Consider the following 15,404-nt stretch of genomic DNA (forward strand, 5'->3'; position numbering starts at 1 on the left):
ATTTGATTAATGATTTAAGGATGTTAAACTCCAGTCAGGGCGGAGGTTTTTTGCACCTCGTAAATAGGGATGATGTACTTGAGTTTTGTGGCTGGGAAAATTGACATGAACGAGTACGCGAATACAGCGTTCTAGGCTACCCTTGACATACATTTGCTGGACATCCAACAGGGGAACATTTTGCCAGTGGGGACGTTCTCTGGCGATCGCCGCCGGAAAAATCGCATCCAAATCGCGAGTCACAGAAAAAGTCGTACTGATAATCTGTTCTGGATCTAACTGGTTGCGAGTTTCCAATTCATCCAGTAGTTCCGTCACCGCTTCGCGAATTGCGTCAATGGAATTTTCCCTAACTGTCGTCGCGCCACGAATCGCTCGAACTTGCCACTCCACGCCAAATCCTCCTATGATGCTTAGTAGTATAGGTTAACGGGTGGTCAAACACCACCTCGCCTGTGATTGCTTAACCCCCTGCGTGGGAATGTTTAAGGTCGATACAGCCACAGGGGTAAACCACTGGTAGACAACTCAAATTCTACCCAATTTCGGGCATCCGAGATCCTGTTAGTCGCCGCCAGATTATTACTGAGAACCCGATTTAATAAAGATTTCGGCTTTTCCAGGGTACAGCATTCAGTTTTATCCGGGTCAAGATTGACCATTTCCGCTGTCCATCGACGCGCATCTTCTTCACTCCCCAAGCGATCGATCACCCCCAACTGTAGGGCTTGTTCTCCCGTAAAAATGCGCCCATCAGCAAAAGATCGCACCGCCTCAATTTCCAAATTTCGAGACTCAGCCACAGTGCTGACAAACTGTTGATAACTCGTATCAATCAATTCTTGAAGAATTTGCTGTTCTGGTTCCGTTAATTCCCGGTCAAAAGCTAAAATATCCTTATAAGGTCCTGATTTTATGACCTTAAAAGAAACGCCAACTTTTTCCAGTAGTCTTTCTAAGTTATTTCCCCGCAAAATTACACCAATACTGCCTGTAATAGTGCCAGGATTAGCCATAATATGTTCAGCCCCCATGCCAATATAAACACCACCAGAGGCAGAAATATTACCAAAACTAGCCACAATTTTGACTTTTTTTCTTAAAGATTTAAGGGCGCTATAAATTTCCTGGGAGTCGCCAACTGTGCCGCCAGGACTATCAATCCTCAGCAGTAGCGCGGGAAATTTCCGTTCTTCAACGGTTTTCAGTGCCTCTAAAACCCGCTTGCGGGTATCACCAGCAATAGCACCACTAATTTCGATGCGAGCAATTTGTTTACGAAAACGAGACTTAAATGGCCAAATCATGAACTTTTGGGGCTTAATCAAATGGGACGGGTATCGCCGAGACCAGCAAACAGCTAAAATGGGCTAAAGCTAAACACCTCGTATATATCGAGGAGTACAGCCACCTTATTTAAGTATAATCCCACGGGGGGCTGTCTTAGCCGATGTTCTCAGCTAAAGTAGACTTTTTGGCAGTTAACCCCTATCATAGAAACAGTAACTTAACAAAACTACATATAGCAGCGGACAGGGAATCGGGAACACCGGACATCAAAAGGCCACCATCTAGGTTTCATCTTGTGTCTACTGCTATAAATAGCACAACTCACCCCCAACGAAATCGGGTGAGTGCAAACTTCAAAGATTCCTGGGAGAAAACTTGCCAATGCTAACAAAGCAGACCAACACGGATTTACCCTTGAAACCATTATTGCTGATCGCGCCATTTTTCCTGTGGGGTACGGCAATGGTAGCCATGAAAGGGGTAATTCCCCACACTACACCCCTATTTATGGCGGGGATGAGATTGGTTCCGGCGGGGGTGTTGGTTCTGTTATTTTGCTTAATCCAAGGAAGACCTCAACCTAAAACCTGGAAAGCCTGGTTATGGATTGGCTTATTTGCTTTGGTCGATGGCGCTTTATTTCAAGGATTCCTGGCTGAGGGACTGGTGAGAACTAATGCGGGTTTGGGTTCGGTGATGATTGACACCCAACCTCTGGCGGTAGCCATTCTCTGTCTGTGGCTGTTTAATGAAAGCATCCGCTTTTGGGGATGGTTAGGGTTGGTCATTGGGGTGATTGGTATTAGTGCCATCGGTTTACCGGATCAGTTGATTTTGGGGTGGTTTAACTTACTACCAGCAGAACAAATGGTCACCTCGCCAATATTAGAAAGTGGGGAATGGTTGATGCTATTGGCCGCTTTGTCAATGGCGGTGGGGACGGTTTTAGTCCGGGGAGTGTGTCGCCACTGTGACCCGGTGGTGGGGACGGGTTGGCACATGATTATTGGCGGTTTGCCTCTATTTATGTTGTCTGGTGGCTGGGAAGCTGACCAATGGGTTAATATTGATGGCGGCGGTTGGATGGCGATCGCTTATTCGACTATTTTTGGTAGTGCGATCGCTTATGGCTTATTCTTTTATTTCGCTTCTAGTGGTTCCCTAACTAGCCTCAGTTCCCTCACTTTCCTAACCCCTATTTTTGCCCTGCTATTTGGTAATCTGTTTTTGGGAGAGGTACTCACTCCTTTACAGTCAATGGGGGTGGGATTAACCTTGGTCAGTATCTATCTGGTCAATCAGAGAGATATCTTGGCTGATAAGTTCAAATTTGGTCACTCTGCTGCTGAGTCTATCCCCTCAGAAACTACTCAACCTATGGAGGTATCCCTACCCGTAAAAATCCCGGAGTCCGAACCTAAATTGTAAACCTGAACTGCGAGCTAAGACTATGAAAGTAGGTGCCAACTATCTAGGAGGCGATCGCTGTGAATTTGTCGTCTGGTCCCCCCTTCGAGAAACTGTCAATCTGCAAATCGAGACACCATCACCTCGGCTAGTTCCCATGACTAAGGATTCTCAGGGATACTGGCGGGTGACCGTTTCTGATGTACCACCAGGGACTCGCTATCGTTATCAACTTGATGGCGATACCATTCGACCTGACCCCGCCTCTCAGTCGCAACCAGAAGATGTACACGGACCCTCTCAGGTAGTTGATCATCATGGCTTTCATTGGGAAGATAGCAACTGGTCAGGAGTCCCGCTGGCTGATTTAATTATCTATGAATTGCACGTTGGCACTTTTACCCCAGAGGGTACTTTTCAAGCTGTTATTTCCCGCATTCCCGAATTATTAGAGTTAGGAATTACCGCCATTGAATTAATGCCGGTTTCCCAGTTTCCTGGTAGTCGGAACTGGGGTTATGATGGCGTTTATCCCTACGGTGTTCAGACTTCCTATGGGGGACCAGAAGGATTAAAAGCTCTCGTTAATGCCTGTCATAAACAGGGAATGGCTGTGGTTTTGGATGTGGTATATAACCACTTCGGACCGGAGGGTAATTATACCCGTGATTTCGGACCTTATTTTACTTCTAAATATCAAACACCCTGGGGAAGTGCCATTAACTATGATGATGCGGGTAGTCCGGGGGTGCGGAATTTCGTCTTAGAGAATGTTCTCTATTGGTTCCGCGATTATCATATTGACGCGCTGCGATTAGATGCAATTCATGCTATTTATGACTTTGGCGCTAAACATATTTTAGAGGAAATGTCCGACCGGGTAGCCGCACTATCTGAGGCACAGGGTCGCCAGTTTTACCTAATCGCTGAAAGTGATTTAAATGACGTGAGAATTATTAACCCCAAAAACCTGGGAGGTTATGGGATTGATGCCCAATGGAGTGATGATTTTCACCATGCTTTGAGAACCTTAATTACCGGAGATTTGACCGGGTATTATAAGGATTTTGGCAAATGTGCCGATTTGGCTAAAGCCCTATCCGAGAGTTTTGTCTACTCCTGGGATTATTCCCCTAATCGCGATCGCTATCATGGTAGTTATGCAGGCTCGCGCCCTCCCTCTCAATTTGTGGTATGCTGTCAAAATCATGACCAAATTGGCAACCGGATGTTAGGAGAAAGGTTGTCTCAACTGGCATCCTTGGAAGCCCTAAAATTAGCCGCCGCCACGGTATTGTTATCTCCCTATATTCCTATGTTATTTATGGGCGAAGAGTACGGAGAAACCGCCCCATTTCTGTATTTTATCAGTCACAGTGACCCCGATTTAATTGAGGCAGTTCGCCAGGGGAGAAAATCGGAATTTGAGGAGTTTCACGCCGTCGGAGAACCCCCAGATGCCCAAAGTATTGAGACCTTTAAGCAATCTATTCTCCATTGGGAAAAACGCAGCCAGGGACACCATAAAACCCTCTTAGGTTTCTATCAAAAACTGATTAGCCTACGCCATGAGATTCCCGCTATTAAAAAAGGCGATCGCCAAAGCCAAAAAGTCACCAGCGACGAATCCCAAAAACTAATATCTTCCCATCGGTGGACTGATAACTCTCAAATTTTGTGTATATTGAACTTTAATACACAACCAGTCACCTACCATTTCCAGAATTCTGGTCAAACTTGGCGCAAAAAGTTAGATTCCTCTGATTCTATATGGATGGGTCCAGGTTCTCATCTTCCTGATACCATTAACAATTCCCAGGAAATTACCCTAAACCCCGAAAGTTGTATCCTCTACAACTGTTAAACATCCATTCAGTCAACTACTACTTCCCTCGACATAAATTATGCGTATTCCTGTTGCTACCTACAGAATCCAATTTAACCCTAATTTTGATTTTGAAGATGCCCAAAAAATTGTCCCTTACCTGCAAGAATTAGGCATTTCCGATATCTATGCTTCCCCAATTTTTAAAGCCAGAAGTGGTAGTACCCATGGTTATGATGTCGTTGACCCCAACCAAATTAACCCCGAATTAGGTTCCCCAGAAACCTTTGATGAGTTAATCGAAGAAATCCAAAAACGCGACATGGGATGGGTTCAAGATATCGTCCCTAACCACATGGCTTATGATAGCGAAAATAAGCTATTGATGGATGTGTTAGAACATGGGCCAGATTCCGAATATTTTGATTATTTTGAAATTGATTGGGATCAAGCTTATGAGAACATCAAAGGACGAGTCCTAGCGCCATTATTAGGAGACTTTTATGGCAACTGTTTAGAAAACGGAGAGTTGAAACTTTCCTATAATGAATCCGGGTTAAGTGTCAATTATTACCATCTCAAATTCCCCCTCAGAATTGAATCCTATGCTACCCTCATCAGCTATAAAATTAACACCCTTTCCCAAACCCTAGGAAACCGTCACCCTGATGTAATTAAATTGTTGGGGGTTCTGTATATCCTCAAAAATATTCCCTCCGAAACCTCTAGCCAGCAGCGACGAGACCAGGCGGAATTTGTCAAAAAACTGCTGTGGGAAATTTATCAAGATAATCCAGAGATTCAGAAATTCATTGACGAAAATCTTGATTTCTTTAATGGGGATACCGGGAAAAGGGAGAGTTTTAATCTCTTGGATAACCTGTTATCTGATCAATTTTTCCGCCTGTCATTTTGGAAGGTCGGCGCAGAAGAATTAAACTATCGCCGCTTTTTTACCGTTAATGAATTGATTTGTGTTAGGGTCGAAGATTATAAGGTTTTTCAACGCACCCATGATTTAATTGGTGAGTTTGTCAAGTCCGGTAAATTTACCGGATTAAGAATTGACCATATTGATGGACTTTATAACCCAGTTCAATATCTGCGGTGGCTGCGGGAAAAAACCGGAGAGATTTATATTGTCGTTGAAAAAATCCTGGAATTAGAGGAAAAATTACCCGCTAACTGGCCGATTCAGGGAACCAGTGGTTATGAGTTTTTGAATTATGTCAATGGCTTATTTTGCCAGAGTAAAAATCAGGAAAGGTTTAATCAAATCTATGCCCAAATGACCGGACTTGCCAGAGATTATAATGATTTATTGGTCGCGAAAAAACGGCTAATTGCTGATAAGAATTTGGCGGGAGATGCTGATAATTTGGCACAGTTACTCAAGCGGGTTTGTGGTGATTATCGCTACGGACGAGATTTCACTTTAGTAGGTCTAAAAACTGCGATTATGGAGTTTTTGGTCAGGTTTCCGGTCTATCGGACTTATATTAATCAGGAAGGTGTGGGAGACGATGACCGCGCCTATGTGCAACAGGCGATTCGGGAAGCTAAGGGGAAATTGCCGGAACTTTTGAATGAGCTTAATTTGATGGAAAAGTTCCTGTTTCTTGATTATGATGAGTTTTTGAGTGAGGAAAATCAACAGTTGTGGCTGCGTTTTGTGATGAAATTGCAGCAGTTTTCCGGTCCGTTAACGGCTAAGGGAATTGAAGATACTCTGTTTTATGTTTATTACCGATTTTTGGCGTTAAATGAGGTGGGAGGTGCGCCTAATCATTTCGGTATTTCTCTGGAAGAATTCCACCAGTTTAATCAGCAACGTCTGGACAGTTGGCCCCATGCCATGAATGCGACGGCTACCCATGACACCAAGCGAGGGGAAGATGTCCGATCGCGTTTAAATGTGATTTCAGAAATACCTGATCAGTGGGAAGAAAGGGTGAAGGTTTGGTCACAGTTGAACCTTGTTCATAAAACCAAAATTGATAGCAAGATAATTCCCGATCGCAATGATGAATATTTCCTCTATCAGACTTTGGTCGGTTCTTTCCCCTTCCTAGAAGAAGAATATCCTGAGTATATCCAACGGATTAAAGATTATGTCGTTAAAGCAGTCCGGGAAGCTAAAGTACATACGGCTTGGTTACGACCAGATACTGATTATGAAAATGGCTTTGTGAATTTTGTCGAGCAAATCCTGGATTTCTCGGAGGATAATAAATTTTGGCAGGAGTTCCGACCCTTCCAAGAAAAAGTCGCTTTTTATGGGGTGTTTAATTCCCTGTCTCAGACTCTACTCAAGTTAATCAGTCCTGGACTACCCGATATTTATCAGGGGACAGAATTATGGGATTTAAGTTTAGTTGATCCAGACAACCGTCGTCCGGTCGATTTTGATGGTCGCCTGTCCTATCTCCAGGAAATTAAGCGACGATCGCGCACCGGAATGGAGAATTTAATTGATGATTTAATGGCGACTTGGGAAGATGGTCGTTTAAAGTTGTTTTTAATTGCGCGGGTTTTACAAGCCAGACAGGAATATCTGGAGGTATTCCAACAGGGAGACTATCAACCTGTAGCCGTAACTGGTAAATATAGCGATCGCATTATAGCTTTAGCGCGCAGTCATGGTAAACAGACAGCGATCGCCATTGTACCGAGGTTTTTGACCGATGTTATAGAACCCCCTCAATTTCCCCTAGGTGATATTTGGGGAGATACCGCTATAATTGTTCCAGAAGGTAGTGGGTCTAATTGGCATGAAGCGATCGTCAATCATGACATAGCCGCCAGTCCCAACATTCTCGTAAGTCAAATTCTCCAGTATTTCCCCGTCGGTTTACTGATTAATGAATCAGTCCCCATTTCCGACAAATAATTCCCTAGTCTCCTTGGGGGTATTCTTCCCATAACTTTGTCTTTTGGCGAATACTCCCATAATTACCATTCCCCAAAATCAGGTGGTCGAGGATAGGTAAAGACAATAATTGACCCCCTTCCAGAAGTAGGCGGGTCAACTCAAGATCTTGATAACTAGGTTCAACATTTCCTGAAGGGTGATTATGAGCAATAATCAGACGGGTGGCATTGTGTTTGAGTACCTCCCGGAAAATGTCACGGGGATGAGCCAGGGTTTCTGTAGCCGTTCCTATGGTCAACAGCTTAGTTCCCAATAGGCGGTTTTTCACATCCATTAACAAGATAGCAAATCTTTCTTGTGTCTGCCACATCAAATTATGGCTGAGAGCATTAGCAGCCACCAGGGGACTGTCAATGACCGTCAATTCCGGGGGTTTAGATAGAAAGACTCGCTTTCCCAATTCGATCGCAGCTAGGATAGTGGTAGCCTTAGCCGGACCTACTCCGTCAATTTTAGTAAGTTCCGCGACGCTGATATTTGGCATCACCGAGAGGGGATCTTTCTGATACTGGCTGAGTTCCTTTAATATGTATTGTCCGAGACCAACCGACGAGAGTTTCCCTTTTCCCTGACCTGTTCCCAGCAAAATGGCTATTAATTCTGCGGTAGAGAGGCTTTGGGGTCCCAAAGCCATTAATCTTTCACGGGGTCTCTCACTCGTAGGGATATCCGCAACTCTGAGGCTGTAGGTCATGCCATAATTTACACTCGTAAGTTAGATGAAGCATTCCCCGATTGTAGCCCACAAATGACCAGTTAATTCCGAAATAAAAATAAAATTCCCCCGAATAGGGGGAATTGATTTAGGTCTTGCCTTTTTCAGGGATAGAAGCGATCGCTTTTGGTTTTTGGTAGCTTACGCCACCCCCAATCGCCTATCGCTCCTCAACCCCTATGTCACTAAATAATCAGAATGTCACTGGTGGTAATAACCGGGAAGGTTCCATCCGGCAGTGGATTGAACCGAATAATAGGATTCGCTCCTTCTGGTGTGATTCCTCCTGCTATATTGCTGTCATCGTACCAGAGTACACCAAACTCTCGTTCATAAATTAGCGCTGGAGTATTAATTGCCTCCATCTGTGCAGCATTAAGGGTATCCCGCCAACCTCCTTCTTCCAAGTTAACGAACTGGTTCTGTCCAAGTTGATTGCCAGGTACTCCCGGAACCAGAGCAAAGCCAAAGCCACCAACGCTAGGGTCTCTGAAAAACACCAGTCGGTCATTACCACTGTGATTAAAGTCGGTAATAAAGTCCATATCCGCAAAAACGTCCTCAGATTCAGGATCAGGTATCACCGACCCACGGAACTGATAGACGAAGTGGTCGTCACCCTCACCACCAGTTAAGATGTTTTGACGGGCGTTTGGACTGTTGCCACCGTAGAGGGTATCATTTCCAGGTCCACCATCAAGTATATCATTACCTTCACCACCGACGAGGAAGTCATTACCACCGCCACCGAGGAGAGTATTATTGCCAGCGCCACCGAAGAGGAGGTCATTACCTGATCCGGTGATAATCAGGTCATTGCCCCTACTACCCTCAATGGTATTGTTACCGTGAAGGTTGGTGATATCTACGCCCTGAAGAGTTTCGCCCTCAACAACGTCATCTTCGCCGATAACCAAAGCTGCCGTGATACTGTCATCACCCAGCATATTGGCAGTATCAGTCAACAGGATGTCATTGGTAGTTCCCAATACAATGGTATCGTTACCAGAGCCACCAGCGATAACGTTAGTGATAGTATCGTCACCAACAGGCAACTCCTCTTCACCTACATCAGTATCCTCACGGGCAGGATTTACGGCGTAAATTAAGTCATTACCAGCCCCACCAAACAGGCTAACGGTAATCTCTTGGGGAATAGTATTGGTGTTAAACCACTGGCGACCGTCCAGGGTGTTGTTGCCACTGCCACCGTCCATCAAACTGAAGAGTTGCCCCACCAGGCTATCATCGCCTTCACCACCAAATAGGGAGTCACCCAAAAATGCAGATACTAAGGTATCGTTACCAAGACCACCATCTAGGACGCTACCTCCCGCAAAACCTGGTCGGGAACTAGGAATACCCTGGGTGGTTGGTTGGTCTGAGGGGTTAGTGGATAGGAAGTCATCTCCGTCGCCGCCCAATAGGGTATCCTGAGCGGCAAAACTCATAATCGTATCGTTACCAGCACCACCAACTAGGGAGTTCTGGCCTTCTCCGAATCTGCCGATGGGACCCATAATTGAATCGTCACCAGCACCACCCATCATGGTTACTTGGGTGACACCAACCAAGGCGGGCCTAGTATCAAAGGGGGCAAAACTCTGGGTCAGAGGATCAAAATCGGATGGGCCAATACCAGTAACCCGTTCATATGCCCTAGGGTCTTGAATTCTGAAGATGTTTGCAGCTACTAGGGTGTCGTTACCTTGATCCCCAGAAAGGTACGAGCCGCTGCCAACTCCCACAATGAAGTCGTTATCTTGACCACCATAGAGACTATCTCCGGTGTTGATCCCAACAATCGTGTCATTGCCAATGTTGCCGTTAACCCAGTTGTTACCTTGGTTAGCACCACCAACAGCAGGGGGAACCGCTAGACCAACATTGCTCTGACCAGAGGCATTGTAGAAACCGATTCGGTCATCTCCTTTACCCCCGTAGATGGTGTCATTACCCTGCAAACCACCTAATATCGTGTCGTCATCCTGATTCCCAAACATGAGGTTGCCGCCAGCGACTGCAACTAGCAAGTCTCTTCCGGCTCCTCCATACAGGGTTGCTGGTAGTTCAGCGACGATGGTATCGCGACCGTCTCCACCCACTAAAGCCACCCCAGCAGCACGACCTAACAGAGAGTCATTACCAGGGCCACCAAATAGGGTATCACCGGGGCCACGAGCTACCAGGACATCATTTCCACTAACGTCACTGCCAACTAGGCTATCTCCATAAACCAGACTACCTCCCAGGGTTGAGGTGAAAATGGTGTCGTTTCCTCCAAGACCCAGGATTGTGTCTGGTCTAGGGGCAAAAGGTGCGTCCTGATTATATTGATCAGGTCCGCTAGTTAAAAAGGTTGGACCTCTTCCAGATGTCATTTTGTTTCACTCCTCCGCAATGATGTTTTTTGATCCGTTGGGACTACAGACACTGCCTGAAACACCAGAGATTGTTCCGCAGTAGTTTAACCTTTTTACCGTCAGCAAGTCTAGTCCCTTCCCCACTGTTCTGTCTACAATGTCTGTAGTGTGGTTAGGATTGCTTGGGTGTATTATGATTGGTTCTTGGGGCAATTTCTCCAGAAATGTCTGGTAATCATTACTCTTAAAGATTATCTTGGGTACTCTTGCTGTTGGGACGAAATATATCCCTACTATGTTCCTGCCCACTCCTTATTTCAGCCAGTTTCAGCCCAAAAGGGTCTTATAAGCACGCTGATAAGATTTCGCTCAGATATGATTTATGCCCGGGAACTCCTCCTTTTTTCGTCTAGTCAAAGGTCTATTTGATGGGAATTATATGTTATTTCTGACCACTAACTTTGCTGTAGCAAAATTAGATAATCTGGGGTCAAAGTTTCGGGTTAGGGAAACCTCGATCGCCTATGCAATGACTGGCTGGGAGGAAATCTGTTCCCCAGAGGTGGGCTGGGATTTTTGAGCGACTTGTTCGATCAGTTGCAGTTGTTTTGACAACAATTTGGACAGATCATAACGCTCTAGGACTGTTTCCCTGGCTCGGACTCGCAAATCTGCCATACGGTTGGGGTGGTCTAATACCTCATCAACCCGGTCGGCGATTTGTTTGGGGGAAAAGAAATCGACCAGTAAGCCGTTGTAGCCATCTTGAATCACCTCCCGAATAGGGGGGGTGTCGGAACCAATGACTAGACAACCGGTGGAAAGGCTTTCTATCATAGACCAAGACAATACAAAGGGTCGAGTTAAGTATACATGGACTGCAGAGGCTTGAATCACTTTCAGGTATTGGCCATAGGGCAAGGGACCGACAAAGTGAATCCTAGATAGATCCAGGGGGATCTGAGCCAGCATTTTGTCTTTGTAACTCATGCCATTGGGTAAGGATTTACCGTAGCAAACTCTCTCGGATCCGACAACTACCACATGGCAGTTTGGTCGTCTTTCCTGTATGTACGCCACGGCTTCGATAAATTCTGGAAAACCCCTATAAGGTTCCATACCACGCGCTACATAGGTGACTATCTCATCAACTTGACTCAAGTCTAAATTAGGTAGTACCAATTTAGCGCTGGGGTCGGGTTTAAAGTAGGTGGTGTCTACGCCGTCATGAATGACGGAGATTTTCGATTGGAGTTCCGAGGGAAATTGCGATCGCTGCCAATAGGTGGGTGAAATCCCCCAATCACAGGAGTATAGGTCAATTAAAATCGGGCAATTTTTGACTCTAATCCTAGCCATATCATCAACGGTGAGGGGGTCGGCGGGGTCAAAGTCCGCATCGGAACCTTTAGCCTTATAAAACCACTCGAAATAACACAGTAAAGGGGTATCGGGAAAAGCCTCTTTGATGAAGAGGGTGGGACCCCAACCGGAGTGACCGCAGACGATATCGGGAACAAAACCCATGGATTTGAGTTTCTCAGCCATCCGATAGACGGCTTGACCATATATTACAGCACTTTCTATTCCCCGCAAATATTGGTGAGTTTCCGGGGCGCTGTCCCGGTTGGGGGTGAATAGGGCTTTAGTAACTCCGGGAATTTTCCATTCTGGGCGTTCGTATTTGGTACCGAAAATGATTTGATTATTGGGGTCTGCACCCAGGGCGGTGATAATATGTCGATATTGGGCGGGAAAGTTGGGATGTAGGAATAATGCTCGCATAATCAAGGAATAGTTGGGCTATGAAGTGATACTGACTGTGGGGGAAACGGGGGCGCGACAGATCCAAACGCAGTCACGGGGTACGGTGGTGGTGTCTTTGTGTAAGATTTCGTAGCCGATATGGCTGAGAAATTTAGCCATCAGGTTGTCGGTCATTATGGAAAAGGCGGTTCCTTGTCTACGTCCCAGCAGGTTCTGATCCCAATCTACTAGGAATTTCTGCCAACCGAGGTCACTGAGGGTGTTGGTGTGGTGGAATATACACAGGCGATCGCCTTTTAGTAGGGGTGGAATGCGGGTTAGATAGTTAAAAATATCACGGGGTTCGATGTGAACCATGGTGTCATAACAGAAACATACATCCAGGGAGGCTGGCGGAATGCCGTCTAGGGTAATGCCATCTAGTTTTACATAGTTTACTCTGTCTTCTCCCAGGCGATCGCGGGTAGCTTTTAACATTTCATGGGAGATATCCGCACAGGTAAGGCGATCGCAATATTTCAGCAGTAGGGCTGCTGTTTTACCGCCGCCAATGCCAATTTCTAGCACTCTATGCTGTTTCTGGATATACGGGGCGATAAATGTATTTTCTATAATTTGCTCATACTCAGCCCGTGATTGGGCCGCTCCTGCTGCTTTACCAATCCACTCATCACCGATATGATTAAAGTCGGGGTTGGTACTTACCCACGTTTGGGCGTAGTCATCCCAAGCGCCTTCATAGTCTATTTTCATGGTATCGCTCACGGTTTTGGGTTTAACCTCCTGGGGGGGTAAAGTTGACAGGTTTAACTTCTCGTGACTATCCCAACCTAAATCTTGGCCTAGAAATTCTCGTAGTTTGAGATTGTAGGGTTGGAAGTAAGCCTCCAATTGTTCGCGCAACTGCGGGGAAACTGGGGAATAGTTCCCAGCATTGTAGCGATTGTAGTTGCCTTGGTGATAAGGGGGAAGGTCTAGGAAGTTAAATACTTGGTTAACTACGGTGTCGGGGTGGGTGTATAGATCTTCACTGCGGATAATCAGAAATTGGGCTCTGGGAAATATGGCCATCCATCTTTGTAATTGTTGGACATAGATACCTCGGTCAAGGTAACTATAGTGTTGATGGTTGAAACTGTAATAGGTTCCGTTGGCGCTGAGTTTTTCTTGTTCCCCTTCCAGCCGCCCGGCTTCCGCTGCGATCGCTTTTTCTAAGGATAGGGGTTCACAGCCTAGCTTCACTTCCCAGTAATAGTGAGAAATGGCCCGGTCTACGGGGTTCCTCAGTAGCACAATTAGTTTCACCTGGGGAGAATACTGGTGCAGTCTCTGGGGAACTGCGGGATGATATAAATAATAGGGCGACCCTTCCCCAGTTAGTTGCTGGGGGTGAGGTAGGCGGGGAAATTGGGATTGATACCACTGGGGTGGTTGATGGTAGTTGAGGGTGAAATAGTGAATTTCTTTGCTGGCTGCGGGGATAATTTGCGGATGTTGACAGAGATACTGATACAGAGAATTTGTCCCGCCTTTCTGGGTTCCGATAATTATAAAATGCGGCGGCGGTGCGATCGCTTTAGTTTCATCTGGGGTCAAAGACCAAGGACTCCCTCCGGTTTCCATTACCACTATTTACTATTTCCTCAATGGCCAATTTCTCTAGCGATCGTACACTAAATTCAGCTACAATCACCACGTCCCCGACAGTATTTTGGCGATTGAAACCATGTCAACGGAAACTATAGAGGCGGAACCCTTACTGTATCAGTATCGTAGATTTTTTGCTAATCAGTATCTCCATGGAGATGGCATTGAAGTGGGGGCGCTTAATCACCCTCTAGCTTTACCAGAAACTGCCAGAATTAAATATGTCGATCGCCTCTCGGTACCAGACCTCAGACGGCATTATCCTGAGTTGGCTGATGAACCTCTAGTGGAGGTTGATATTATTGACAATGGAGAACATCTCCAAACTGTTGAGGAAGCCAGCCAGGATTTTGTCATTGCTAATCATTTTATTGAACATTGTCAAGACCCGATTACCACCATTGACAATCTACTCCGGGTTCTCAAAAAAGGCGGGATTCTCTATCTGGCGGTTCCCGACAAACGCTACTCTTTTGATAGCGATCGGCCTATTACTTCCTTTGAACATCTGTTGAAAGATTATCAGGAAGGCCCCGACAATTCTAAGGTCAGTCACTATCAAGAATGGGCGGAATTAGTGCTTAAAGAAACTGATAAATCTCAGGTTCAGGATATTGTCAAAAAGTTAATTAAACGCGATTATAGCATTCATTTCCATGTGTGGGAGTCTCGGAACTTTTTGGATTTCTTGGTTTCCCTGAAAAACCACCTTAATTTTCCCTTAGAGGTTCAGCGCTTATTTCAAAACTCATCTGAGTTTATTACCATTTTGACTAAATCCAGATAGGCATCCCTTCGGGGTAGCGTCAGACCTGAAGCATAAAGTCAGGCGGAAATCATCTCTGACGCACCCCCATTTCAAGGGGATATTTACAGCAATTTTTTAAGTAGGGAAGTAAGGCTCTCTCCTAATTTTAACACATCTTGCTGTTGTTGTTCATCTTTCAGATTGCCATCGGTGTCAAAAATCTGATAGCCATTGGGTAAAGTCTTCTGTTCGGGAATTACTAAGACACCAATACTTTCTAAAATAGACCGCACATGAAACAAGCCCCTTAAACCTCCTAAACCACCCGGAGAAGTTGCCATTAAAGCAGCTACTTTTCCGCGAAAACAGGTTAAGGCTAAAGGGGGTTCTCCCGGTTCTGAACGGGAAGCCCAATCAATCGCATTTTTCAGTAAAGGAGTAATTGAACTGTTGTATTCGGGAGAGGCAATTAAAAAGCCGTGATGGGTTTTTAATAATTGCTTAAATTGCAGCACCGTTTCCGGTAATCCTTCCCGGTCTTGCAAGTCTTGGTCAAACAGGGGCATCGGCAAATCTTGGAAGTCGATAAAAGTAACTTCCGCCCCGGCTTGTCTGGCTCCTTCGGCAGCAATTTTGACCAGTTTTTTATGCAAAGAAGCCTCGCGTTTACTGCCAGCAAATGCCAAAATTTTGGGTGTTGTTTCCATGAT

General features: G+C 45.5%; 11 protein-coding genes. 4 read left to right on the top strand and 7 right to left on the bottom strand.

The features are described 5' to 3' along the window. Positions 1-6: 6 nt before the first annotated feature. Both aroH and sppA read right to left on the bottom strand, forming a co-directional pair. A complete protein-coding gene (aroH, locus tag HFV01_RS27475; protein ID WP_006670050.1) occupies positions 7-393 on the bottom strand; it encodes a chorismate mutase in 387 nt (128 codons plus the stop codon). A gap of 92 nt (positions 394-485) precedes the next feature. After that, positions 486-1,307 (bottom strand): signal peptide peptidase SppA, encoded by an 822-nt coding sequence (gene sppA, locus HFV01_RS27480; RefSeq protein WP_006622428.1) that lies wholly within the window; start codon positions 1,305-1,307, stop codon positions 486-488. Positions 1,308-1,671: 364 nt separating this feature from the next. On the opposite strand from sppA, the gene HFV01_RS27485 reads away from it, so the two are divergent. From HFV01_RS27485 to treY, 3 genes are read left to right on the top strand one after another with little or no spacing between them, the layout of a single operon-like run. Next, positions 1,672-2,718, top strand: a complete 1,047-nt coding sequence (locus HFV01_RS27485) for a DMT family transporter (RefSeq protein WP_006670049.1) — start codon at positions 1,672-1,674, stop codon at positions 2,716-2,718. Between the two features lie 22 nt (positions 2,719-2,740). Then, a complete protein-coding gene (gene treZ / locus HFV01_RS27490; protein WP_193520600.1) occupies positions 2,741-4,561 on the top strand; it encodes a malto-oligosyltrehalose trehalohydrolase in 1,821 nt (606 codons plus the stop codon). 40 nt (positions 4,562-4,601) lie between these two features. Next, positions 4,602-7,412, top strand: a complete 2,811-nt coding sequence (gene treY / locus HFV01_RS27495) for a malto-oligosyltrehalose synthase (protein ID WP_006622431.1) — start codon at positions 4,602-4,604, stop codon at positions 7,410-7,412. Positions 7,413-7,416: 4 nt separating this feature from the next. Here the strand turns inward: treY and radC are convergent, their stop codons facing one another. From radC to HFV01_RS27515, 4 genes are all read right to left on the bottom strand, one after another. Then, positions 7,417-8,148 (bottom strand): RadC family protein, encoded by a 732-nt coding sequence (gene radC, locus HFV01_RS27500; RefSeq protein WP_006622432.1) that lies wholly within the window; start codon positions 8,146-8,148, stop codon positions 7,417-7,419. A 206-nt stretch (positions 8,149-8,354) separates the two neighbouring features. Beyond that, positions 8,355-10,550, bottom strand: coding sequence for a calcium-binding protein (locus HFV01_RS27505; RefSeq protein ID WP_193520601.1), 2,196 nt, complete (start codon positions 10,548-10,550; stop codon positions 8,355-8,357). 504 nt (positions 10,551-11,054) lie between these two features. Continuing rightward, entirely contained in the window at positions 11,055-12,317 is a 1,263-nt protein-coding gene (locus tag HFV01_RS27510; RefSeq protein ID WP_006670044.1) for a glycosyltransferase family 4 protein, read from the bottom strand. 18 nt (positions 12,318-12,335) lie between these two features. Continuing rightward, positions 12,336-13,922 (bottom strand): sulfotransferase domain-containing protein, encoded by a 1,587-nt coding sequence (locus HFV01_RS27515; RefSeq protein ID WP_187758323.1) that lies wholly within the window; start codon positions 13,920-13,922, stop codon positions 12,336-12,338. A gap of 103 nt (positions 13,923-14,025) precedes the next feature. On the opposite strand from HFV01_RS27515, the gene HFV01_RS27520 reads away from it, so the two are divergent. After that, a complete protein-coding gene (locus HFV01_RS27520) occupies positions 14,026-14,733 on the top strand; it encodes a methyltransferase domain-containing protein (RefSeq protein ID WP_193520602.1) in 708 nt (235 codons plus the stop codon). An 83-nt stretch (positions 14,734-14,816) separates the two neighbouring features. Here HFV01_RS27520 and HFV01_RS27525 read toward each other — a convergent pair whose 3' ends face one another. Further along, positions 14,817-15,401 carry an NADPH-dependent FMN reductase gene (locus HFV01_RS27525; protein ID WP_006622438.1) on the bottom strand — a complete coding sequence of 195 codons (585 nt, stop codon included), beginning with the start codon at positions 15,399-15,401 and terminating at the stop codon, positions 14,817-14,819. Positions 15,402-15,404 lie beyond the last annotated feature (3 nt).

Origin of the sequence: Limnospira fusiformis SAG 85.79, from assembly GCF_012516315.1 — a bacterium.
Classification (GTDB): Bacteria; Cyanobacteriota; Cyanobacteriia; order Cyanobacteriales; family Microcoleaceae; genus Limnospira; species Limnospira fusiformis.